Here is a 23,740-nt window from a genome sequence, read left to right on the forward strand (position 1 = left end):
ATGAAAGTCCGCCGCCATTCCCAAGCCCGTGAAGACACCCACATCGACCTTGCGCCGATGCTCGATTTCTTCCTGAACCTGCTGATCTTTTTCATCATCAGCGCGGCCTTCGTCAGCGAATCCGGCCTGAAGATCAACCGGCCGAGTGCGCAGACGGCGGTCAAGCTCGACAACTCGGCGATCTTCATCGGCATCTCGGCCAGCGGCGAAATCTTCGTCGATCGCGGCCGCGTCGATATTCGCCTGCTGCGGGCGACGATCGAACGCCTGCGTGCGCAGAAGCCGAAATCGCCAGTCGTGATCCAGGCCGATCGCGATGCGCGGGCCGGGCTGGTCGTCGAAGCGATGGATCAGGCGAGATTGGCCGGTGCCATTGACGTCGCGATTTCCGCGGCACCGGTCAGCACGCCCTGAGATGGCGGCCGTCGCCGACAGCAGTGGCTTGATGCCGGCGCGTCGCAATGTGCTGCGCTGGTTGCTGCTCGCACCGCTGGCTGCGCTGCTGGTGCTGTTGATGGTGGTGATGATGCGCTGGATGATCCTTTCGCCTCATATCGATGGGCCGCCCGGGGACGAATCGCTGCCGGTATCGCAGATCGTCAAGGCTGAGGAACAGAAGCCGCCGGAGCCGGATGATGCGGCCGCCAAGCTGCCGGAACTGGCGCCACCGCCACCGCCCGATGCGCCGCCGTCGCTGGCGCGACCCAACCTGCCGGTGATTGCCGGGCCGTCGATTCCGATCGTTGCGCCGAATGTCGCGATCGCCAACATCGGCGTCGGCGACGTCAATCTCGGAATCGGCATGGGCCTCGGCAATTCCGGCACTTTCGGCGGCTTCGCCGGCGGTGGCGGCAACGGCAATGGCGGCGGGGGTGGCGGAGTCGGTGATGGTGGCTTCAAGGGCCGCGAGCTGGTGCCGCTGTCCACCGCGCGTCCGCAGATGCCGCCCTGGGCCTGCAAGCAGAAGCTGCAAGGCTGGGTCGAGGTGGTGTTCGTGGTCACGCCACGCGGCCAGGTCGAGAACGTGCGCATCGTCGATGCGAGTCCCAGAGGTGTCTTTGAAGCGGCGGCGATCGAAAGCGTCAGCCACTGGATCTATCCGAAAGGTGGCAAGGCGGCGGCTGAAGTGAAACAAAGAGTCGAGATGGACCCGGCTGACTGCGCCTACAACTACAACAACCCATGAAACCGAGTCTCTACCTGCCACTGTTGTCATCCGCACTGCTGCTGCCGCTGGCCGCGTTCGCCGCCGGCGATGCCCACGACGAAGCGCTGATCGAAACCCTGGCGATCGGCCTCGGCTTTGCCTTCGTCGGCGGCTTCATCGCGTTTCGTCTCGGCCTGCCGCCGCTGATTGGCTATCTGGTCGCCGGTGTTTCGGTGGGGCCGTTCACGCCGGGCCTGATCGTCGATGCGACGATCGCGCCGCAGCTCGCCGAGATCGGCGTGATCCTGCTGATGTTCGGCGTCGGCATGCATTTCTCGATTCGCGATCTGATGCGGGTGCGGCGCATCGCGGTGCCGGGTGCCATCGCGCAGATCGCGCTGGCCACCGCGATGGGTATTGGTCTGGCCGAGTTCTGGGGCTGGACCCTGGGCGGCGGCATCGTGCTCGGGCTGGCCCTGTCGGTGGCCAGTACCGTGGTGCTGCTGAAGGCGCTGGAAGCGCGCGGCATGCTGCAGTCGGAAGATGGCCAGATCGCGATCGGCTGGTTGATCGTCGAGGATCTGGTCATGGTCCTGGCGCTGGTGCTGCTGCCGGCGCTGGCCGGGCCGCTCAGAGGCGAAGCACTGGATCTGAACGCGTTGCTGCGCTCGCTGGGCCTGACCCTGGCGATGATCGCGCTGTTCGTGGTGCTGATGCTGGTGGTCGGCAAGCGGGTGTTTCCGTGGCTGCTGGCGAGAGTCGAGAAAAGCGGTTCGGCCGAGTTGTTCACCTTGGCGGCGATCACCCTGTCGCTCGGCGTGGCGTTCATCTCGGCCGAACTGTTCGGCGTCAGCTTCGCGCTCGGTGCGTTCTTCGCCGGCATCGTCGTCAACGAATCGGATCACAGCCATCGCGCCGCGGATGAACTGCGGCCGTTCCAGGATGCCTTCGCGGCGCTGTTCTTTGTCTCCGTCGGCATGCTGTTCGATCCGATGATCGTGGTCACTGCGCCTTTGTCGCTGCTGGCCGTGGTGGCGGTGATCGTCATCGGCAAGTCGGTGGTGGCTTACGCGATCGTCCGCGTGCTCGGCTGGTCGAACGGCACGGCCTTGAACGTATCGGCGGCACTGGCGCAGATCGGCGAGTTCAGTTTTATCCTGATCGGGCTCGGGCTCACTCTGGAACTGGTGCCGAAGCAGGCGCAGGGTCTGGTGGTGGCCGGTGCGCTGATCTCGATCGCCGTCAATCCGCTGGTGCTGCGCCTGACCACGCGTTTTCGCTGACCGGGGCTGATCCGGAATGAGGCGACTTCGCTCGACCCTGATTGCCGGCCTGCTGCTCGCCGGTACCGTGGCCGATGCCGATCAGTACCGTAGCCAGGCGCGGGTGCCGGAAGGCGAGGGCGCGTCGAAAGATCTCAACGCCCAGCTCAACTCGACCAACGATCCCTACGCGAAAGCGCTGCTGCTGCGCGAGCTGGCCGGGCAGGCCGCCGGCCGCAAGGATTACGAGCAGGCCGCGAAGTATCTCGATGAAGCGATCGCCACCGGCGCGCTGTCCGGCCCGGCGGCGGACCAGATGCGCGCCACGCTCGGCAAGCTCAGAGTCGGCAGCGGCGACCCGGCTAGCGTGATGAAGAACATCGAGCCGCTGTACAAGGCCGGCAAGGCACTGCCGCCGGAGCAGCTGGTGGCGCTGGGCGCGGCCTATCTGCAGCAGAAACGCTACAAGGATGCGGCCGGCGCGCTGGCCAAGGGCGTTGCGGCCAGACCGAATGCCGATATCTCCTGGCGGCGCGCGCTGTATGCGGCTTATGTTGGTGCCGGCGAAGAAGGCGAAGCGGCCAAGGTGCTGGAAACCGTGCTGCGCGATCAGCCAAGTGCCAAGGACGACTGGTTCCGGCTCAGCGCGCTGTATCTGAAGGCCGGCAACAGCGCGCGGGCGCAGGCGTCGATGGAAGTGGCGAGCCGCCTCGGCTATATCGTCAACGAGGAGCAGCGGCTGCAGCTGATCGGCCTCACTGCGCAGATCGGCGCGCCGTATGCCGCCGGCTCGCTGATGAAGGGCTGGCTCGATGGTCAGCAGCTGCCGCGCTCGGCGACCAATCTGCGCACGCTGGCCGGGCTGTGGATCGCGTCGCGCGAATCGGCCTTGTCGATCGCCGCACTGAACGATGCGCTGAAGGCCGCACCATCGTCGGAGTTGTATCTGCAGCTTGGCCAGCTGCATCTCGATCGCGAGGAATATCCGAAGGCGATTGCAGCGCTTCAGCAGGCGATCGCGACCGGCGCCAAGTCCGGCCCGGCCTACATGACGCTGGGCATCGCGCTGTACCAGCAGGCCGAGGTCGATGCGGCCGCGAAGGCGTTCCGCGATGCTGCGCAGTATCCAGCCAGCCGCAAGCTCGCCGAGCAATGGGTCAAGTACCTGGACTCCGGCCGCGCTCGCGAACAGGCGATCACCGCACTGGCAACGCGCAAGTCGCGTCGCGATGACGGCACGCCGGAGCTGGCGACCGGCTTGCTGAATGGACCGGTCAATGTCGCCGATGCGGAAGCGCCTGTTGGTGTACCGGCGACACCGGACGCCGCTTCGCCAGTTGCCGCATCAGGCAGTGCCGGCTTGACGCCGGTCGGCGCCGAGCAGGGCAGCAATGCTGCCGGCACCATTCCGCCGTGGACCGGTGGGCTGACGCGTTCGCAATGGCCGGCCGCGTTCAAGCCGGGCGGCAAGCTCGTCGATCCGTTCCCGAACGACAAGCCGAAGTACACGATCACCGCGTCGAACTTCGTCCAGTACGTCGGCCAGTTGTCGGACGGCCATCGCGCGCTGTTCGCGAAGTACCCGGACTACACGATGCCGGTCTACGAGACGCGCCGCACGGTGGCGTTCCCGCAGGCGATCTACGACGCGACCAAGGCCAACAACGGCCGGGCCAGCGCACCGGCGGCGGATTCGCTCGAAGGGGCCAAGCTCGGCTTCCCGTTCCCGCAGCCGAAGACCGGCGTCGAAGTGCTGTGGAATCACCGCGTGCGCTATCGCGGTGATGCCGTGCAGCTCAGCTACAAGCAGGCCGTGGTCGCGGCCGATGGCGCCATCCGCAATCTCGGCAACGTGGTGTTCCGGGTGCTGTTCCGCTACGGCAACATCAGCCAGCCGGGTGATGTGACGCGCGACAACATGCTCGCCTACGGCACCTTGAGTGTCGCCAAGCCGGGCGGCTCGCCGGAGTTCGTGGCGCTGTTCCATGAAACGGCGAATTCGCTGAAGACGGCGCGCGGCATTTGGGTGCTGCTGGTCAATGTCGGCAAGATGTTCCGGGTGCCGCCGATCGGTTACGACCAGCCTTTTCCGGAGACCGACGCGATCCAGTTCATCGACATGGTCGACATGTACAACGGCCTGTTCGACCGCTATGTCTGGAAGCTCACCGGCAAGCGCGAGCTGCTGATTCCTTACAACGCCTATCGCTTGAGCGATGGCCGCTACAAGAACGCACAGCTGCTGACCAAGGGCCATTTCAACCAGGCCGGCGCCCGCTATGAGTTGCACCGGGTCTGGGTGGTCGAGGCGACGTTGCGGCCGGGCAATAATCACAGCTTCGGCCGCCGCCTGTTCTATGTCGACGAGGACAGCTGGAACGTGGTGCTGGTCGAGAACTACGATCCCGCCGGCCGCCTGTGGCGCTTCCAGGAAGGCCATCTGCTGCCGCTGTACGACGTGCAAGCCTCGTTTGCGGTGCCGAGCCTTACTTACGACCTGAAGGCCGGCAGCTACTTCGCCGAGCGTCTGTTCTCGGAATCGCCGGCGATCCAGTACGGCGTCAAGATGGACGATCAAGACTTCCTGCCGGCTTCGGTCAAGAACAAGTACAGCCGTTGAGGCGCCGCCGCCGGGGCCGTCATGCCCGAAGGCTAGAATGAACACTCGTCCGCACTGAACTCCCTGTCTGATCCATGGATGCTGATCCGCCGAGCAAGCCAAAAGCCAGCCTGTCTTCGCTGAAGACCAGTCCGTTCGCGCGCAACATCGCGCTGACCAAGCTCGGCTTCGGCGCGGGTTCGAAGATCGTCGCCCATTCGCTGATGAACATCTTCCGCGGCGAGGTCGAGAAGAGCGACGCCAATCGCGAGTTCTATCGCAAGCAGGCGCAGGTGCTTGCCGACGAACTCGGCAAGCTCAAGGGCAGCGTCATGAAGGCCGGCCAGATGATGTCGCTGTTCGGCCAGTACTTCCTGCCCGAGGAAGCCACCAACGTGCTGGCCAGCTTGCAGGACGACACGCCGCCGGTGGACTGGAAGGTGGTGGGCCCGGCCCTGGAGCAGCGCCTGGGCCGCAAGCGCCTGGCGGAACTCGACATCAACGAGGAGCCGATCGCCGCTGCCAGCCTCGGCCAGGCGCATCGCGCGCGGCGCAAGTCCGATGGCCTGGAACTGGTGGTGAAGATCCAGTATCCGGGCGTTGCCGATTCGATCGACAGCGACATCCGCACCTTGTCTCGCATTCTGGCGATGAGCCGGCTGGCGCCGAAGGAGATCGATCTGGAGCCGACCTTCTCCGAAGTGCGCGAGATGCTCAAGCGCGAAGTCGACTATCGCGCCGAAGCCGCATTCACCGAGGAATTCGGCCGCCGTCTGGCCGACGATCCGCGCTTCGTGGTGCCGCAGGTGCTGCGCGATTACTCGTCTGATTTGGTGCTGACCACGACCTTCGAGGCCGGCGTTTCGGTGCGCGACGAAACCGTCAAGAAGCTGTCCCAGGCGCGGCGCAATCGTCTGGGCGGCGCGTTCTTCGACGTCTTCCTGAAGGAATTCTTCGGCTGGGGACTGGTGCAGAGCGATCCGAACTTCGGCAACTACCGCTTCCGGCTCGGCAGCGACAAGAGCGGTGCCGACGATCAGATCGTGCTGCTCGATTTCGGCGCTACCCGCGAGTTCGAGCGCAGCTTCATCGACGCCTATGCCGATGTCGTGGCCGGTGCTTCGCTGCACGACCGCGTGCGCACGCTGAAGGGCGCCGTCGACATCGGCATGATGCAGGCGAATTTTCCCGACCAGGTGCAGAACGCCTTCGCCGAGATGTGCGAACTGATCACCGAGCCATTCAATACGCCGGACGATCCGACCACGCCGCCGGAACTCCTGACCGCCAACGGCGACTATCGCTGGGGCCAGAGCCGGTTGCCGATGCGGGTGGCCAACATCGCGGCGCGCAATGCGCTGTCGCGCTACTTCCGGGTGCCGCCTCGCGAGATCGCCTTCCTGCATCGTCGTCTGGCCGGCGTGTTCATCATGCTGGCGACGCTCGATGCCGAGCTGAAAACCCGGGCGCCGCTGTTCAAGGCGCTGGGCATTGACGACGAAGCGATCTGAGTACCGCAGCTGCCGTTCATAAAAACCATTTTTCACGAGTCGAGACGCCCATGAAATTCGAAGACAGCCATCGCCTGAACAAGCCGGCCGCATCGGTGCTGAAGATGTATTCGGACCGCAAGTACTTCGACAAGAAGTACGCGACGCTCTCCGGCGTCAAGGATTTCGAGATCCTCGAATGCGAGACCACCGGCAACAAGTTCCGGATCAAGCACCGTTCGCAGCAGAAGTCCGATACCAGCGCGCTGCCGGACTTCGCGCGCAAGTTTCTCGCCGAATACAACACGGTGATCCAGCAGGACACCTGGGATCTGGCCAGCGGCGTCGGCCGTCTGGAAATCGAGATCAAGGGCGTGCCGATCAAGATCAGCGCCGACATGAAAGTGTCGGGCACGCCGAAGGCGACCAATGCCTTCAACTGGAACGTCAGCTGCGGCATTCCTCTGCTCGGTGGCAAGTTGGAAAAGTTCATCGCCGAGGACATCAAGACCAAGTCCGCCGAGGACGCCGTGCTGTCGAACAAGCTGCTGGCGGACTACTGATCGCGATGCCCGAGCCCGAGAACAAGCCGTCCCAGGTGAAGCCGCCGAGTCTGCTCGACACGGTCTTCAGCGTGCTGGCTTCGTTCTTCGGCGTGCAGAGCGAGAAGAACCGGGTACGTGATTTCTCGGCCGGCAAGCCGATGGTGTTCATCGCCGTGGCCATCGTGCTGACCCTGGTCCTGGTGCTGAGCCTGTGGGGTATCGTCCAGCTGCTGCTGAAGAACGCTGGCGCCTGAGCTCGGAGCAGCAAATGCGCCGCCATTCCCTGCAGGGCAAGCTCGCGGCGGTGCTCGTGCTTGCCGTGGCGGCCGGTGTGGCGCTCGGCGTGCTGCTCGGCCGCGGCTTCGATGATGTCTGGACCGCGGGCGCCGTTGCGCTGCTGATCGCGCTGCCGTTCGTGCTCGGCCTGGCGCGCTGGCTGATCGAACCGGTGGCGCTGCTGCTGCGCGGCTTGACCGGCCTGGTCGACAGCTATCGCGATGGCGATTTCAGCATTTCGCTGGCCACTGATCGCCGCGATGAACTCGGCGATCTGACCGCGGCCCACAACCAGCTCGGCAGCACCTTGCGCGAGCAGCGTCAGGGACTGGTGCAGCGCGAGTTGCTGCTCGATACCGTGGTGCAGAACACGCCGGTGGCGCTGGTGTTGACCGATGAGGGCAATCGCGTTGCCTACGCGAATCTCGCCGCGCGTCATCTGTTCAACGAAGGCCGTGCCATGAACGGCCATGACTTCACGGTGATCCTGGACAGCTGTCCGGAAGCGCTGCGCACGGCGGTCGCCAGTGGCGAGGACGCGTTGTTCGGCGTCGAGATCGACGGTGCCGAGGAGATGTATCACGTCTCCGGCCGGGCGTTCCGGCTGACCAGCCAGCCGCATCGACTGCTGCTGTTCCGGCGCATGACCCGCGAACTGTCACGCCAGGAAGTGGCGACCTGGAAGAAGCTGATCCGGGTGATCAGCCATGAGCTGAACAATTCGCTGGCGCCGATCTCTTCGCTCGCCCATTCCGGTGCCGAGCTGGCGCGGCGCGGTGATCTGGCGCGGGTCGGCAGCGTGTTCGGCTCGATCGGCGAACGCGCCAGGCATCTGCATGGCTTCATCGACGGCTACGCGACTTTCGCCAAGCTGCCGACGCCGCGCCTGGAGAAGGTCGGCTGGCGTGACTTCGTCGACAGCCTGCAGGAGCATGGCCCGTTCGTGATCGACGGCCCGGTGCCGGATGGCCAGGGTCGCTTCGATCGCGCCCAGCTCGAGCAGGTGCTGATCAATCTGCTGCGCAACGCCCACGAGTCCGGCAGCCCGACCGAGGCGGTCAGCGTGTCGGTGCAGAAGGTGAGTGCCGATTGGCGCATCGAGGTTCGCGACGCCGGCCCGGGCATGAGCGAACAGGTGCTGGCCAACGCGCTGCTGCCGTTCTATTCGACCAAGCGCAGCGGCACCGGTCTGGGCCTGGCGCTGGCGCGCGAGATCATCGAAGCGCACGGCGGGCGGATCACCCTCGGCAATCGCGAAGGCGGCGGCTTGCGGGTGATGCTGAGCCTGCCGGATTAGCGCCGGGTTTCCTTAACAGCCCGGCGCAAAACCGGTATCGTCCGGACGATCCCTTCTTCTCCAAATCCCGGCTTCGGCACGGGATGTGCCTTCCTCCCGCAATGCCGAATTCGACTTCCCGCTGGTTGTGGCACGGACTGGCCGTTGCGCTGCTCGCCGTGTTCGGCGCGTCGCTGTATATCGCCAGCAAGCGCATCGACTACACCTGGCGCTGGGAGCGCATTCCGCAGTATCTGATCTCGACCGAAGGCGAAGACCAGAAGGCGCCGTTCGATGGCTTCGTTGCGGTGTCCGAAGATGGCAAGCAGCTGTCGATGACGGCGCTGCGCGGCTCCGAAACGACGAGCTTCACAGACTTCAGCCGGGTGCTGGTCAGCAATGGCGATCTGGTTTTCGAGGGCGATGTGCTGGCCAAGAAGGACCAGCTGGGGCCCGGCCCGCTGCTGATCGGCCTGTGGCTGACCTTGAAGATTTCGGCCCTGTCGCTGGTCTTCGCGCTGGTGCTGGGACTGATCGTCGGCCTTGGTCGGGTATCGAAGAATCCGGCGGCGCGCGATCTCGCCGCGTTCTATGTCGAAGTGATTCGCGGCACGCCGCTGCTGGTGCAGATCTTCATCGTCTATTTCTTCATCGGTACCGTGCTGCAGTTGTCGGCCTTCGCGGCCGGCGTGGTGGCGCTGTCGGTGTTCACCGGCGCTTATGTTGCCGAGATCGTCCGCGCCGGCATCGAAGCGGTGCCGAAGGGTCAGGTAGAAGCGGCGCAGAGCCTGGGCCTGTCCGGCTTCCAGACCATGCGCCACGTGATCCTGCCGCAGGCGACCCGGCGCGTGCTGCCGCCGCTGGCCGGACAGTCAATCAACCTGATCAAGGATTCCTCGCTGGTCTCGGTGATGGCGTTGACCGATCTGACCAAGGCCGGCCGCGAGGTGGTCTCTTCCACTTTCAGCCCGTTCGAGGTCTGGTTCGTCGTCGCCCTGATGTATCTGCTGCTGACCGGCGTGCTGTCGATCGCCGTGCGCCGGCTCGAAAAGCGTTTCGCTGCCCAAGGATGAAGAGCCCTATGGCTGGGATGAACGCGACGACCGATACCGTACTGATCGAAGCCCGCAGCATCGAGAAGCGTTATCCGAATGGCGTGCTCGGCCTGAAGCGCGCGTCGCTGTCGGTGAAAGCCGGCGAGGTGGTGGTGATCGTCGGACCCAGCGGTTCCGGCAAGTCGACTTTGCTTCGAACCTTCAACGGCCTGGAATCGATCACCGGCGGCGAGATCGTCGTCGATGGCCATGTGCTGCATCAGCGCAGTGCCGATCTGCGCAGCCTGCGGCAGCGGGTCGGCATGGTGTTCCAGCAGTTCAACCTGTTCCCGCATCTGACCGTGCTGGAAAACCTCAGTCTGGCGCCGATCAAGGTGCTGAAGCTGTCGGCAGCGGCGGCGGAAGAGCGGGCGAGGGCGCTGCTGGTGAAGGTGGGTCTGTCCGACAAGCGCGACTGCTATCCGTCCCAGCTGTCTGGCGGTCAGCAGCAGCGGGTGGCGATCGCCCGTGCGCTGGCGATGCAGCCAGCGGTGATGTTGTTCGATGAACCGACCAGCGCGCTCGATCCGGAAATGGTCGGCGAAGTGCTGGAAGTGATGAAGCAGCTGGCGACCGAAGGCATGACCATGTGCGTGGTCACCCACGAGATGGGCTTTGCTCGCGCGGTGGCCGACCGGGTGATCTTCATGGATGCCGGCGAGATCCTTTGCGAGGAGCCACCAAGCGCGTTCTTCGACGCGCCGAAACATGATCGCCTGAAGACGTTCCTGCGCCAGATCCTGTGAAGCTGGATGGCACTGCAGGCGAATCGGCGAACCGATCCGCCTGCAGTGCTCATTGCAGCGTCGTTACCGGATACGCAGACCGTCCAGACCCGGCAGCGAATTGCCGCTGCGGGTGATCGGCACCGCAACGTTGGAAGAACTGGTCGGCAGGCCGGTCAAGGCGAAGTAGGTGCCGTCGACGAGGCCGATGACTTCGAGCAGCAGCGGCTGAATCTTCGGATTCAGCGGCTCCAGCAGGGGAACGGTCAGGTTGTCGATCTTCTGATACAGCGGTTCCAGCGCGTCATAACCCTTGACGAACAGGGTTTCGGTGCCGGTACCGATCTTCTCCAGCCTGGAGTTTTCGGTCAGGGTCACGGCGAAGCCGCTGACGCCGTTGCGGAAAGCCAGAAATCCATTGGTGGTGTTGCCGGCAAGCAAGGCCGGCAAGCCACCGAGCAGGCCGCCCTGGAAGCGGTTGCTGCCGGTCAGCAGCGTGTCGAGGGCCTGCGGGACGCGCAGGTTGCTGAGGTTGCCAACCGCCTGCGCCGAGGCGGAACCAGCCGCTGCAAGCAGTGCCAGGGCCAAGAGGGTACGTTTCATTATTAGTGTCTCCTTGTTGAATGCAGCTTCCGTTTGATGCGATCACGGTAGCGCGCGGGGGTGCGCTACCGAACAGACGCGTGATTATTGCCCAGTAAAAACGGATGAAGGGGATTCACGAACGCTTTGAAGGGTGAACCCCGGACGAAAGTGCGGGGGCACGGAGCTTGGGATAACCTCGGCTACCGTCGCCAGCGTGAAAATTTCATTCATCCTGGTTCCGGATCACCGGCGGCCGCGGCCGCAACAACGAAAAACAAGTTTCAGATACGGAGAAAGCCATGAAACGTTACATGTTCGCGCTGGCGTTGTTCGCGGTTGCGGGAAGCTATTCGACGCAGACTTTGGCGGCGCCCAACTTCCCTGGTGCCGTGGCTACCTTGCTGTCCGGCAGTGCCCAGTATCCGGGTGGCCTGGCCGGTTCCACGCCGTTCTTCTTTGCCGGCAACACCACGGAAGGCTTCGTCGCCGGCCGGAATGGCTTCAGCGGTTTCGCCGTGCTCGCCACCTCGGGTACCCCGCTGGAGATGCTGGGTCTGACCGCCGAAAAGTCGTTCAACAAAAGCTATGACGCCCTGCTGCCGACCTACATCGCGATCGACAAGTTTGCCAAGCCGCTGGCGGCGCCCGGCGCTGCGCTGACCCAGCCGATTGCGGCGATCATCGTCAAGGGTGCCGGTACGGTGTCCGTCGCGCTGATTGGCAACGGCAGTGCTGCTGCGACGCCGGGTCTGCCGGGCCTCGCGGGCCTGAAGTTCCGTTAATCCAGCGGCATGAAAAAAGCGGCGAACATCTGAAGAGATGTTCGCCGCTTTTTTTGTACTGACTGCCGTCGCCGGCAATCAGAGCATCAGTGCAGTCCGGCCGCCTGGATCGCGGCAATGAACGGCTGCGGATAGAGGCCGAGTACCAGCATCAACACGGCCAGCGCGACGACCATCGCGCCACCGGTACCCTGGGCCCAGGCCAGCGGCGCCGAGTAACGACGGACCCACGGTGCGCGCAGATACAGCTGCACCATTGCGCGCAGGTAGTAGTACAGGCCGACAGCGCTGCCGAAGACGACGGCACCGAGCAGCAGCCATTGACGCTTCTCGACACCGGCGGTGATCGCGTAGAACTTGCCGATGAAGCCGGCCGTCATCGGGATGCCCGCAAGCGATAGCAGCGCCGTGGTCAAGATCGCAGTCAGATACGGCCGACGCCAGAACAGGCCGCGGTAATCCCAGAGCGTGTCGGCGTCGTGGTTCTTGTACGGGCTGGACATCAGCGTCACCACGCCGAACGCTGCGAGGGTGGTGACGACATAGGTCAGCAGATAGACGCCGACCGCTTCGGTGGCGAACTGGCCGGCGGCGATGAACGCGACCAGCAGATAGCCGAAGTGGGCGATCGACGAATAGGCGAGCAGCCGCTTGATGTTGTCCTGCAGCAGCGCCAGCAGATTGCCGAGCACGATCGAGATGATCGCCAGCGCACTCAGCACGTCGAGCAGCAGTTCGTAGTTGTAGGCCTTGGCTTCGATGAAGAAGCGCAGCAGCACCGCGAACACGGCGACCTTCGAAGCGGTGGCCAGGTAGGCGGCGACCGGCGCCGGCGCGCCTTCGTAGACATCTGGCGTCCACAGATGAAACGGCGCCAGCGACAGCTTGAAGCCGATGCCGACCAGGATCATCGCGCCACCGACCACCATCACCGTGTAGCCGCTGCCGCTGATCGCGGCGACCTTGGCACCGATGTCGCTGAACGCCAAGGCACCGGTCTGCGAGTAGATCAAGGCCATGCCGAACAGGATGAAGGCCGAAGCGGCGGCCGACAGCACCAGATATTTCATGCTCGCTTCGAGCGAACGGCGTTCCTTGACCAGATAGCCGATCAGGCCGTACAGCGGCACGCTGAGCAGTTCCAGGCCGATGAAGAACGAGGCGAAGTGCCGCGCGCAGACCAGCACCAGGCCGCCCAGCACCGACAGGTTCAGCAGCAGGTAAACCTCTTCCTTGTTGCCGTCATAGCCTTCCATATAGGCATGCGACAGGGTCGCGGTGGCCAGACCGGTCGCCAGCACCATCGCCATGTACAGGCAGGAGTAGCTGTCGACGATCAGCAGCGGCGTGACGATCTGCGGCGACACGAAGTAGGCGACCACGCAGCCGATCAGCGCCAGATTCAGGCCGATCACCGAGAACGTCGCGTTCCACCAGTGGTGGCGCTTGATCGCGATCGCCGTCATCACCCAGACCACGGTGGCACTGGAGAACAGGATCGGCAGCAAGGCCAGCAGTTGTTGGCGGTTCATGGCTGCACCCCGATCATGGCGGTAGCCGACACCGGCAGGCCGGTGGCGTAGATCGCCTGGACGCCGGCCATCGTGGCCTTGGTCACATCGAGGATCGGTTGCGGATAAAGACCCATGAACAGGATCAGCGCCATCAGGCTCAGCATGGTGATCATTTCCCGCGCGTTGAGATCGCGCAATTTTTCCTCGCTCTTCGGCGGGCCGAAGAAGGCCCGCTGCATCATCATCAGCGAGTACACCGCCGCCAGGATCAGGCCGGAGGCCGAAATGATGGTGATCACCGGGGCGACCGGGAAACTGCCGACCAGGATCAGGAACTCGCCGATGAAGTTGCCCATGCCGGGCAGGCCGAGGGCAGCAGCCGAGAAGAACATCGCGATCGGCGGCAGGAACGGCAGCCGTGACCAAAGACCGCCCATCTCGCGCAGGTCGCGGGTGTGCAGGCGCTCGTAGACTTCACCGCACAAGATGAACAGGGCGCCGGCGGAAATGCCGTGCGCCAGCATCTGCATGACCACACCCTGCAGCGACTGCTCGGTGCCGGAATAGATACCGATCAGCACGAAGCCCATGTGCGAAACCGAGGTGTAGGCGACGAAGCGCTTCACATCGTGCTGCGACAGCGACAACACCGCGCCGTAGATGACACCGGCAACGCCTAGCCACATCGCGAACGGCGCGATCTCGTGCGAAGCGTTCGGAAAGAACGGCACACCGAAACGCAGGATGCCGTAGGCGGCGGTCTTCAGCAGGATGCCGGCGAGATCGACCGAACCGGCGGTCGGTGCCTGGGAGTGGGCATCGGGCAGCCAGGAGTGCAGCGGCACCACCGGCATCTTCACTGCGAAGGCGACGAAGAAACCGAGCATCAGCCACCACTCCAGCTGCGCCGACATCGCGCCGCTGCGGGTCCAGGTCAGCAACTCCGGATAGCTGAAGGTCAGCACGTCGGTGGCGGCGTAATGCGCGAACACCAGCGCCAGGATCGCCAGCAGCATCAGCAGGCCGGAAGCCTGGGTGAAGATGAAGAACTTGGTCGCCGCGAACACGCGTCCCTTGCCGCCGGGGGCGTTATGGCCCCAGAGCGCGATCAGGAAATACATCGGCACCAGCATCATTTCCCAGAAGAAGAAGAACAGGAAAAGATCCATCGCCAGGAACACGCCGATGACGCCGGCCAGGTTCCACAGCAGGTTCAGATGGAAGAAGCCGACATTGCGCTGCACTTCATTCCACGAGCAGGCGATGGCGATGACGCCGATCAGGCCGGTGAGCACGATCAGCACCAGCGACAGGCCATCGAGCGCCAGGTGGAAGCTGATGCCGAGGCGCGGAATCCAGTTGGCCCGGAACTCCTCGACCCAATGCGGATTGCTGGTGCTGAGCAGGGTCTGCGAATAGTCGCCCGTGACCCACAGATACATCGAGATGCCGAGCACCGTCGACATCGTGATCAGGCCGACCCAGCGTGGGAAGCCGCGGCCGAAGCGCTCGCCCTGCCAGCACAGGAAGCCGCCGATGAACGGAATCGCCATCAACCAGACGAGGATCATGACAGCGCCACCAGGGCAATGATCAGCACCGCACCGCCAGCCATGCTGGCGGCGTACCAGCGGATCTGGCCGGTCTGGGTGCGCGAGAACAGGCCGTTGAGGGCCGTCAGCGGAATGGTGACGCTCATGACGGCAATGTCGAAGATATCGTTGCGAGTGATGTGGACGAGGAACTTGAAGGGCTTCACGAACAGCTGGTCGTACAGCCAGTCGAAGCCGAAGGCGCTGAACCAGAACTTGGCGATCAGCGTGGCCGTCGGGTTCTTGCCGAGCTTGGTCACGAAGCGGCGCTCACCGAAGAACAGTGCGTAGCCGATCGCGACGCCCAGCAGCGCTACCGCACCGGAGACCAGCGCGATGTTGGTATGCACGCTGTGCTCGGCGTGATGCGTGGCCGGCAGCACCGCCTCGACCGGCGGATGGATGAAGCCACCGACCAGCGTCGACAGCACGATGAGCACCATCAGCGGAATGTTGTAGGCCAGGCCGTGTCCGGCATGGACATCGGCATGGCCGTGATACTTGCCGAAGAAGGTGATGAAGATCAGCCGCGAGGTGTAGATCGAGGTCAGGAAGGCGCCGAACAGCGCGGCGAAGAACAGGCCCTGATGACCACCGGCCCAGGCGCCGATCAGGATCTCGTCCTTCGAGTAGAAGCCGGCGGTCAGATAGGGCAGGGCAGCGAGTGCCGAGCCGCCGATCACGAAGCTCCAGAACGCCAGCGGCAGCTTCTTGCGCAGGCCACCCATGTGGAAGATGTTCTGCTCGTGGTGGCAGCCGAGTATCACCGCGCCGGAGGCGAGGAACAGCAGCGCCTTGAAGAAGGCGTGGGTCATCAGATGGAAGATCGCTGCCGACCAGGCCCCGGCGCCGAGCGCCAGGAACATGTAGCCGATCTGGCTCATCGTCGAGTACGCGAGCACGCGCTTGATGTCGGTCTGCACCATCGCCGTGAAGCCGGCGATCAGCAGGGTCACGGCACCGGTCAGGCCGACCATCTGCAGCGCGAACGGCGACAGCTCGAACAGCGTATGCGTGCGGGCGATCAGGTAGACGCCGGCGGTGACCATGGTCGCCGCGTGGATCAGTGCCGATACGGGCGTCGGGCCGGCCATCGCGTCCGGCAGCCAGGTCTGCAGCGGCAGCTGCGCGGACTTGCCGACCGCACCACCGAGCATCAGCAGCGCAATCGCGGTGATCAGGCTCGGCTTGTCGGCGTAGTAGGCCGGTGCCGCGACGAGAATCTGCTGGATATCCAGCGTGCCCAGATCGCGGAACAGCAGGAACAGGCCGATCGCCATGAAGGTGTCGCCAACGCGCGTCACGACGAAAGCCTTGCGGGCCGCGGCGCCGTTGGCAGGATCGGTGTACCAGAAGCCGATCAGCAGGTAGGAGGCGAGACCGACGCCTTCCCAGCCCAGGTACAGGAACAGCAGATTGTCGCCGAGCACCAGGAACACCATGCTCATCACGAACAGGTTCATGTACGAGAAGAAGCGGCCGTAGCCCTTGTCCTCGCGCATGTACCAGGAAGCGAACAGGTGGATCAGGAAGCCGACGCCGCAGATCACCGAGATCATCGTCAGGCTCAGGCCATCGAGCCGCAGCTGCAACTCAGGCTTGAACGTGCCGACCGTCATCCAGGTCCACAGATGCTGGGTATACACGCCGCCTTCCGGCGGATGGGTCATGAACTGGAACACGCACAGTGCGGTGACCAGCGCCGAGATGCCGACCGAGCCGACGCCGATCACGGCGGCGGCGTTCTCGCTCCACTTGTCGCGTCCGAAGGACAGCAACAGGAAGCCGATCATCGGCGCGAGGAAAACCAGGAACAGGAGATCGAACATGTCTTCTTATCCCTTCATTTCGCTGGCGGCATCGGTGTCCAGCGTCTGGAACCGGCGGTACAGCTGAAGAACGAGGGCGAGGCCCACGCTGGCTTCGGCGGCGGCCAAGGTCAGGATCAGGATGAACATCACCTGCCCATCGGCCTGGCCCCAGCGGCTGCCCGAGGCCACGAAGGCGACGGCGGCGGCATTCATCATCACTTCGATCGACATCAGCACGAACAGGATGTTGCGGCGGACAAGAATGCCGAGCAGCCCGAGTGAAAACAGGATGCCGGACAGGATCAGCGCGTGTTCCAGAGGAACCGTCGCTGCGGTGGTCGCGATTTCGGTAGTGGTCATGGTTCTAGTTTTTCTCGCTGATGCGCACGTGGCGGATCAGTCGTGTCTCCCCATGTGGAAAGCGGCGACCAGCGCTGCGAGCAGCAGCATCGACGCCAGTTCCACGACCAGCAGATAAGGCCCGAACAGCGCGATGCCGACCATCTTGGCGTCGATCACCGAGCCGCCGATGCCGCCGTTCAAGGTGGGCGACAGCACGCGGATCATCTCGATCATCAGCACGCCGCAGAGGATGCCGGGACCGAGCCAGGCTTTCGGCGTCAGCCAGCGACGCTCCTGGTCGACCGCCGCCTGACCGAGGTTGAGCATCATCACCACGAACACGAACAGCACCATGATCGCGCCGGCGTAGACGATCACTTCCAGTGCACCGGCAAACGGCGCGCCGATCGAGAAGAACACCATCGCCACTGCCAGCAGCGAGGCGATCAGGTACAGCAGCGCATGCACCGGGTTGGTGTTGCTGATGGCGAACACCGTGGCGATGACGGCGACGGCTGCAGAGAGATAGAACGCGATTTCCACGATGATCGTCCGGGCTCAGGGCAGCAGCGATTTCACGTCGACCGGCGGCGTCTCGTTCGCGGCGGCGCCCTTCGGCTTGCCTGCGATCGCCATGCCGGCCACGCGATAGAAGTTGTAGTCGTGATACTTGCCAGGACCGGCGATCTGCAGGTGCTCCTTCTCGTAGACGAGATCCTGACGGCGGTACTCGCCAAGCTCGTAGTCGGGGGTCAGCTGGATCGCGTTGGTCGGGCAGGCTTCCTCGCAGTAGCCGCAGAAGATACAGCGCGAGAAATTGATGCGGAAGAATTCCGGGTACCAGCGGCCGTCTTCGCGCTCGGCCTTCTGCAGGCTGATGCAGCCGACCGGGCAGGCGGCCGCGCACAGGTTGCAGGCCACGCAGCGCTCTTCGCCATCCGGATCGCGGGTCAGCACGATGCGGCCGCGGTAGCGCGGCGGCACGTAGATCGGTACTTCCGGGTACATCAAGGTGTCGCGCTTGCGCCAGCTGTGGGTGAACACCATCCACATGCTGCGCAGGTTGCTCCAGATACCGCCGAGGATTGCTTTCATGAGTCTTTACGGATTCGAGAGCACGAAGGCGCCGGTGACCAGCATGTTGATCACCGACAGCGGCAGACAGAACTTCCAGCCGCCGGCCATCACCTGGTCATAACGCGGGCGGGGCAGAGCCGCGCGCAGCAGGACGAAGATGATCACGAAGATGAAGGTCTTGACGAAAAAGTAAGGGAAAGCCAGCCAAGGCATCGCTTCGACGCCGGGGCCGTGCCAGCCGCCGAAGAACAGGGTCACCAGCAACGCCGAAACCAGCACCACGCCCACGTACTCGGCAACCATGAACATGCCGAACTTCATGCCCGAGTATTCGGTGTGATAGCCGGCCGCCAGTTCCTGTTCGGCTTCCGGCAGATCGAAGGGATGGCGATGGACCACCGCGATCGAGGCCAGCGAGAAGGTACAGAAGCCGAAGAACTGCGACACGATGAACCAGCCGTGCTGGGCCTGGTAGGCGACGATGTCGCTGAGCTTGAACGAGCCGGTCCACATCACCACGCCCATCAGCGCGATGCCCATGAACACTTCGTAGCTGACCATCTGAGCCGCCGAGCGCAGCCCGCCAAGCAGCGAGTACTTCGAGTTCGACGACCAGCCGCCGAGCATCACCGCATAGACCTCGAGGCCAGCGATCGCGAAGAAGAACAGCACGCCGATCGACAGGTCCGGCGCCACGCCCCAGGTCGGCGTGAGCGGGATCAGCATGAACGCCAGCATCAGCGTTCCCATGGCGATCATCGGCGCCATGATGAAGGTTGGCCTGTCGACGAATGGCGGAATCCAGTCTTCCTTGAAGAAGATCTTGAGCATGTCCGCAACCACTTGGCCGAGCCCCCAGGGCCCCACGCGGTTCGGGCCGTAGCGGTCCTGCCACAGCCCGAGCAGACGGCGTTCGACCCAGATCAGCAGTGCGGCGAAGATGACCATGCCGAACAGAATCACCAGGCCCTTGAGGACCTCGACGATGATCGCAACGATCGCCGGAGCAGTCAGGAACTCGATGATCGCAGTCATGCGCGCACGGCTCCGCTGATCTTGGCGTTGCCACCGGTGACGGTGAACGGCACGCCCGGCAGGATCGGCATCGCGACGGTACCGACGGTGAGTTCAGCGCGGCGCTGCAGCGGCAGACGGATCGTCAGGCCATCGATCTGCACGTCGACCATCGAGCCATCGGCCAGGCCGAGCGTTTCGGCATCGGCCGAGTTCAACGCCACGTGCGCGGCCGGAATGCGGCTTTGCATCGGCGCCGCCTTGGCAGACAGTTCTTCGCTGCCGAACAGGTGTTGAGAAGCGACGACCAGGAATTCGCCCGCCTGCGCCTTGAACGCTTCCGGCACGTGGTTGGCGTAGGCCGGCACCTTCGGCGCGTTGGCGGCGGGTTCGATCAGACGCACACCGGCATCACCGCCGAGCGAATGACCACCGACTTCGTCCTGATACTTGTTCCAGGACTGCGGCGAGTTCCAGCCGGGTGCCCAGGCGAACGGCGTCAGCGCAGCAGGACGCTCGCCGGCCTGCACGCCGTTATGGCCTTCCATCGAGAAGGCGAGTGCGGTGTCGGCGTCCTGCGGCTGACGCGGCTCATGCACCGACAGGTTGGCGCGCATCGCGGTGCGGCCCGAATAACGATGCGGTTCGCGAGCGATCTTCAGACCCGTGATGCGGAACTTGGCACCGGGCGCTGCGTGAACGATGCCAGCCAGCACCGGCAGCACGGCGGCGATTTCGGCCGTCGCGTGGTCGAGCTGTTCCCAGACCGGCGACGCGCCGAGCTGCTGGGCGCGCACGCCATGCAGCCAGTTCCAGCTTTCGCGGATCTTGGTTTCCGGCTTGTAATAGGCCGGGTCGTAAACCTGGAAGTAGCGCTGGGCGCGGCCTTCGTTCGACACCAGGGTGCCATCGGCTTCGGCGAAGCTGCCGGCCGACAGCAGCAGCTCGGCACGTTCGGCGGTTTCGGTCATCTGATGATCGACGACGATCAGCCTGGCCTTGGCCAGCACGGCATCGACACGGGCTTTCGGCGCGCGGCGATAGAGATCGTTCTCGAGCACGACCAGGGTGTCGGCCTTGCCTGATTCGATTGCCTTGAAGGCTTCGTCGATGCTCGGAGCCGCCATCAGCGCGGTGCCGAGGCTGTTCGCTTCCGGGACGATCAGCATCAGCTCGGCGATCTTGCCGCGGGCATGCAGCGCCCAGGCAACGTTGGCGGCGGCATTGATCACCGATTCCGAACCGGCACCGGTACCCGAGACGATCACCGCCTTGGTCGAAGCGAGCAGGGTGTCGGCAATCCGCTGGGCGCGCTCGGTGGTCTCGGCATCGAGGCCGGCAACGGCGGGCGAGGCCGGATCGATGATGTTGGCGACGGCATAGCCGAGGCGGGCGAGATCGGACGGTGCGGCGCGGATGGTTTCCTTCGCCAGCTCGTCGATGCGCGTGGCATCCGGCGTGGCGATGAAGATCGGGTGCTTGTGGTGCTGACCGATGTCGGCGATCGCGATCGCCTGCCATTCCGGAATGTGCTTCTCGGCGGCCATCTGCGTCGCCTTGCCGCGGGCGACCTGGCGCAGCGCCATCGCCACGCGAGCGGCGGTATTCATCACGTCCTCACCGAGCACGAACGCGGCGTCGGCCGATTCGATGCCGCGCAGGCTTCCGGTCGGTACCGGGCCGGTGCGCAGCACTTCGGCAATGCGCTTGACCAGCACGCCCTGGGCAGCGGCGTGGCCATCGAAGTAGTTGCCGGCGCCGACCAGCTGGCGCAGCGCGAAATTCGATTCGAGGCTGGCGCGCGGCGAACCGATACCGACCACGCCCTTCGCCGTCTTCAGCAGGTTCGCGGCATTGAGCAGCGCGTCATCGACGCTGATCGTCGCGAACTGGCCATCGCGCTTCAGCATCGGCTGGCGCGGACGATCCTTGTTGTTGACGTAGCCGTAGCCGAAGCGGCCGCGGTCGCACAGGAAGTAATGGTTGACGGTGCCGTTGTAGCGGTTCTCGATGCGACGCAGTTCGCCGTAGCGTTCGCCGGGCGAGATGTTGCAGCCCACCGAGCAGCCCTGGCAGATGCTGGGCGCGAACTGCATGTCCCACTTGCGGTTGTAGCGTTCGCTGTGGGTCTTGTCGGTGAACACGCCGGTCGGGCAGACCTCGGTGAGATTTCCCGAGAATTCCGATTCCAGCACGCCGTCTTCGGCGCGGCCGAAGTAGACGCGGCTCGCCGAGCCGTAGACGCCGAGATCCTTGCCGCCAGCGTAATCCTTGTAATAACGGACGCAGCGATAGCAGGCGATGCAGCGGTTCATCTCGTGACCGATGAACGGGCCGAGGTCCTGGTTGTTATGGGTGCGCTTGGTGAAGCGATAGGTGCGGGCGGCATGGCCGGTCATCACGGTCATGTCCTGCAGATGGCAATGGCCACCTTCCTCGCAGACCGGGCAGTCGTGCGGATGGTTCGACATCAGCCATTCGACGACGCTCTCGCGGAACGACTTCGACTCGGCGTCGTCGATGGTGATGTAGGTGCCGTCGCTGGCCGGCGACATGCAGGACATGACGATGCGGCCGGTGGTGTCGTTGACGTCGCGATACTGCTTGACCGCGCACTGGCGACAGGAGCCGACGCTGCCGAGCGCCGGATGCCAGCAGAAATACGGAATGTCGAGCCCGAGGCTCAGGCAGGCCTGAAGCAGGTTGTCTGCTCCGTCTACCGTGAATTCCTTGCCGTCTACGTGAATGATGGCCACGTGGTGTCGTATTCCTTAGGTCAGGCCGCTGCGTGAGTCGCAGTGGTCTTGTCGATCTTCTTGATCGTGGCTTCGAACTCGCCGCGGAAGAACTTCAGTGCCGATTGCAGCGGCTCCATCGCACCCGGCGCATGGGCGCAGAACGGGCGGCCGGGCGCCAGGAAGCGGGTCATCTTTTCGAGCATCTCGATGTCGCCCGGGCGGCCTTCGCCGCGTTCCATCGCAACCAGCGTCTTGTAGGTCCACGGCAGGCCGTCACGGCAGGGCGTGCACCAGCCGCAGGATTCGCGAGCGAAGAAATCTTCCAGATTGCGGACCACGCTGACCATGTTCTGACGGTCATCGACGACCGTGAGCAGGCCCGTGCCCATGCGCGATCCGGCCTTGGCGATGGTGTCGAAGTCCATCGCCAGATCGAGATGATCCGGGGTCAGGAAATCGGTCGACGCGCCGCCCGGCAGCCAGGCCTTGAGCTTCAGGCCGTCCTTCATGCCGCCGGCGTGCACTTCGAGGATTTCCCGCGCCGTGGTGCCGATCGGCAGTTCCCACAGGCCGGTCTTCTTGGCGCGGCCGGAGATGCCGTAAAGCTTGGTTCCGCCGTCCTTGCTCTTGCCCTGGTTCAGGCCCAGGAACCAGGCCGAACCGTTGTTGACGATGTGCTGGACGTTGCACAGCGACTCGACGTTGTTGACCACCGTCGGCTTGCCCCACAGACCCGCGATCGCCGGGAACGGCGGCTTGGCGCGCGGGTTGGCGCGGCGGCCTTCCAGCGAATTGATCAGCGCGGTTTCTTCGCCGCAGATGTAGCGGCCGGCACCGGTGTGGACGTGCAGGTCCATGCTCCAGCCGGAGCCGAGAATGTCCTTGCCGAGAAAGCCGGCGGCGTTCGCTTCGGCAATCGCGGCATTCAGGTTCTTCGCCGCTTCGATGTATTCGCCACGCAGGAAGATGTAAGCGCGAGTGGCCTGGATCGCATAGCCGGCGACGATCATCGCTTCGACCAGCGAATGCGGATCGGACTCCATCAGCAGGCGATCCTTGAAGGTGCCCGGCTCCATCTCGTCGGCATTGCAGACCAGGTAGCGGCTGCCCGGTGATTTTTCCAGGCTAGGCACCAGGCCCCATTTGACGCCGGTCGGGAAGCCAGCGCCGCCACGGCCGCGCAGGTTGGCTTCCTTGACGGTCTTGGTGACATCGCCCGGCGCCATTTCCTTCAGCGCCTTGCGTACCGCGCGGTAACCACCGGCGGCCGAGTATTCCTTCAGGTTCAGCGGCGCACGACCGGCAACGATGTTGGCGGTCAGTGGCTTGGTTTCGGCGAGGTTTGCAGTCACTTGTACTGCTCCAGCAAGGCGGGAATCGTCTCGGGCGACAGGTTCACGACGGTGTCGTCGTTGATCATCGCGACCGGGCCCTTGTCGCAGGCGCCGAGACAGCAGATCGGCAGCAAGGTGAACCGGTTGTCCGCGGTGGTCTGGCCGAGGTTGATGCGCAGATGAGCGCTGATCGCTTCGCGAACTTCGTCGTACCCGGTCAGGTAGCAGGAGATGCTGTCGCAGATCTTGATCACGTTGCGGCCGACCGGCCGACGGAAGATCAGGTTGTAGAAGGTCGCAACACCTTCGACATCGGCAGCCGGAATGCCGATCAGTTCACCGATCTTGGCGATCGCGGCGTCCGGCACCCAGCCGTGCTTCTTCTGGACGATCTTCAGCGCGTCGATCGACGCGGCGCGGTTGTCGTCGTAGTGATGCAGGCAGTGTTCGATCTCGTGCCGTTCCTCATCGGACATCACGTAGGGCGGCGTCGCCGGCAGGCTCTGGCCGGCCACGAGGTCGGCCAGCTTCATAACA

At 64.2% G+C, this 23,740-nt stretch carries 22 protein-coding genes; 11 read left to right on the forward strand and 11 right to left on the reverse strand.

Features of this window, described 5'->3' with window-relative positions; translation table 11 throughout:
- The 10 genes from G513_RS0104470 to G513_RS0104515 all read left to right on the forward strand — a co-directional run bounded on the left by G513_RS0104470 (position 1) and on the right by G513_RS0104515 (position 10,435).
- A complete protein-coding gene (locus G513_RS0104470; RefSeq protein ID WP_022975623.1) occupies positions 1-414 on the forward strand; it encodes an ExbD/TolR family protein in 414 nt (137 codons plus the stop codon).
- Between the two features lies 1 nt (position 415).
- Positions 416-1,186 carry an energy transducer TonB gene (locus G513_RS24650; protein ID WP_022975624.1) on the forward strand — a complete coding sequence of 257 codons (771 nt, stop codon included), beginning with the start codon at positions 416-418 and terminating at the stop codon, positions 1,184-1,186.
- Positions 1,183-2,430 carry a cation:proton antiporter domain-containing protein gene (locus tag G513_RS21355; protein WP_022975625.1) on the forward strand — a complete coding sequence of 416 codons (1,248 nt, stop codon included), beginning with the start codon at positions 1,183-1,185 and terminating at the stop codon, positions 2,428-2,430. Before G513_RS24650 ends, G513_RS21355 begins: the two co-directional genes overlap by 4 nt.
- A gap of 16 nt (positions 2,431-2,446) precedes the next feature.
- A complete protein-coding gene (locus G513_RS24655; protein ID WP_022975626.1) occupies positions 2,447-5,029 on the forward strand; it encodes a DUF1329 domain-containing protein in 2,583 nt (860 codons plus the stop codon).
- Between the two features lie 74 nt (positions 5,030-5,103).
- Positions 5,104-6,519 carry an ABC1 kinase family protein gene (locus tag G513_RS21365; protein ID WP_022975627.1) on the forward strand — a complete coding sequence of 472 codons (1,416 nt, stop codon included), beginning with the start codon at positions 5,104-5,106 and terminating at the stop codon, positions 6,517-6,519.
- A gap of 50 nt (positions 6,520-6,569) precedes the next feature.
- A complete protein-coding gene (locus tag G513_RS24660) occupies positions 6,570-7,061 on the forward strand; it encodes a DUF2505 domain-containing protein (protein ID WP_022975628.1) in 492 nt (163 codons plus the stop codon).
- A gap of 5 nt (positions 7,062-7,066) precedes the next feature.
- Positions 7,067-7,297 carry a DUF2970 domain-containing protein gene (locus tag G513_RS0104500; protein ID WP_022975629.1) on the forward strand — a complete coding sequence of 77 codons (231 nt, stop codon included), beginning with the start codon at positions 7,067-7,069 and terminating at the stop codon, positions 7,295-7,297.
- 14 nt (positions 7,298-7,311) lie between these two features.
- Entirely contained in the window at positions 7,312-8,616 is a 1,305-nt protein-coding gene (locus G513_RS0104505; protein ID WP_022975630.1) for a sensor histidine kinase, read from the forward strand.
- A gap of 101 nt (positions 8,617-8,717) precedes the next feature.
- Complete coding sequence (locus G513_RS0104510) at positions 8,718-9,668, forward strand: amino acid ABC transporter permease (RefSeq protein ID WP_022975631.1); 951 nt, start codon at positions 8,718-8,720, stop codon at positions 9,666-9,668.
- A 17-nt stretch (positions 9,669-9,685) separates the two neighbouring features.
- Positions 9,686-10,435 carry an amino acid ABC transporter ATP-binding protein gene (locus tag G513_RS0104515; protein WP_022975632.1) on the forward strand — a complete coding sequence of 250 codons (750 nt, stop codon included), beginning with the start codon at positions 9,686-9,688 and terminating at the stop codon, positions 10,433-10,435.
- A gap of 63 nt (positions 10,436-10,498) precedes the next feature.
- Here the strand turns inward: G513_RS0104515 and G513_RS0104520 are convergent, their stop codons facing one another.
- Entirely contained in the window at positions 10,499-11,017 is a 519-nt protein-coding gene (locus tag G513_RS0104520; protein ID WP_022975633.1) for a hypothetical protein, read from the reverse strand.
- 281 nt (positions 11,018-11,298) lie between these two features.
- Here G513_RS0104520 and G513_RS0104525 point away from each other — a divergent pair, with 281 nt between their 5' ends.
- The gene (locus G513_RS0104525; protein WP_022975634.1) at positions 11,299-11,781 is read left to right on the forward strand and encodes a hypothetical protein; all 483 of its coding nucleotides are present in this window, start codon (positions 11,299-11,301) and stop codon (positions 11,779-11,781) included.
- 86 nt (positions 11,782-11,867) lie between these two features.
- Here the strand turns inward: G513_RS0104525 and nuoN are convergent, their stop codons facing one another.
- Genes nuoN through nuoE form a run of 10 tightly spaced genes read right to left on the reverse strand, consistent with a single transcriptional unit; the run spans position 11,868 to position 23,736 of the window.
- Positions 11,868-13,313: an NADH-quinone oxidoreductase subunit NuoN gene (gene nuoN / locus G513_RS0104530; protein WP_022975635.1), complete on the reverse strand. Its 1,446-nt coding sequence runs from the start codon at positions 13,311-13,313 to the stop codon at positions 11,868-11,870.
- Positions 13,310-14,866 (reverse strand): NADH-quinone oxidoreductase subunit M, encoded by a 1,557-nt coding sequence (gene nuoM / locus G513_RS0104535; protein ID WP_022975636.1) that lies wholly within the window; start codon positions 14,864-14,866, stop codon positions 13,310-13,312. Before nuoM ends, nuoN begins: the two co-directional genes overlap by 4 nt.
- Positions 14,863-16,716 carry an NADH-quinone oxidoreductase subunit L gene (gene nuoL / locus G513_RS0104540; RefSeq protein WP_022975637.1) on the reverse strand — a complete coding sequence of 618 codons (1,854 nt, stop codon included), beginning with the start codon at positions 16,714-16,716 and terminating at the stop codon, positions 14,863-14,865. Before nuoL ends, nuoM begins: the two co-directional genes overlap by 4 nt.
- Positions 16,717-16,722: 6 nt before the next feature.
- Positions 16,723-17,058 carry an NADH-quinone oxidoreductase subunit NuoK gene (gene nuoK, locus G513_RS0104545; RefSeq protein WP_022975638.1) on the reverse strand — a complete coding sequence of 112 codons (336 nt, stop codon included), beginning with the start codon at positions 17,056-17,058 and terminating at the stop codon, positions 16,723-16,725.
- A gap of 36 nt (positions 17,059-17,094) precedes the next feature.
- Positions 17,095-17,583: an NADH-quinone oxidoreductase subunit J gene (nuoJ, locus tag G513_RS0104550; protein ID WP_022975639.1), complete on the reverse strand. Its 489-nt coding sequence runs from the start codon at positions 17,581-17,583 to the stop codon at positions 17,095-17,097.
- A 15-nt stretch (positions 17,584-17,598) separates the two neighbouring features.
- Complete coding sequence (gene nuoI, locus G513_RS0104555) at positions 17,599-18,135, reverse strand: NADH-quinone oxidoreductase subunit NuoI (protein WP_022975640.1); 537 nt, start codon at positions 18,133-18,135, stop codon at positions 17,599-17,601.
- 6 nt (positions 18,136-18,141) lie between these two features.
- Positions 18,142-19,152, reverse strand: a complete 1,011-nt coding sequence (gene nuoH, locus G513_RS0104560) for an NADH-quinone oxidoreductase subunit NuoH (RefSeq protein WP_022975641.1) — start codon at positions 19,150-19,152, stop codon at positions 18,142-18,144.
- Positions 19,149-21,887: an NADH-quinone oxidoreductase subunit NuoG gene (gene nuoG / locus G513_RS0104565; RefSeq protein WP_022975642.1), complete on the reverse strand. Its 2,739-nt coding sequence runs from the start codon at positions 21,885-21,887 to the stop codon at positions 19,149-19,151. The genes nuoH and nuoG overlap by 4 nt, the downstream gene beginning before the upstream one ends.
- Before the next feature lie 20 nt (positions 21,888-21,907).
- Positions 21,908-23,221 (reverse strand): NADH-quinone oxidoreductase subunit NuoF, encoded by a 1,314-nt coding sequence (gene nuoF, locus G513_RS0104570; RefSeq protein WP_022975643.1) that lies wholly within the window; start codon positions 23,219-23,221, stop codon positions 21,908-21,910.
- Positions 23,218-23,736: an NADH-quinone oxidoreductase subunit NuoE gene (gene nuoE, locus G513_RS0104575; protein ID WP_022975644.1), complete on the reverse strand. Its 519-nt coding sequence runs from the start codon at positions 23,734-23,736 to the stop codon at positions 23,218-23,220. The genes nuoF and nuoE overlap by 4 nt, the downstream gene beginning before the upstream one ends.
- Positions 23,737-23,740: the final 4 nt, after the last annotated feature.

It is taken from the genome of Nevskia ramosa DSM 11499 (assembly GCF_000420645.1).
In the GTDB taxonomy this organism is placed as follows: domain Bacteria; phylum Pseudomonadota; class Gammaproteobacteria; order Nevskiales; family Nevskiaceae; genus Nevskia; species Nevskia ramosa.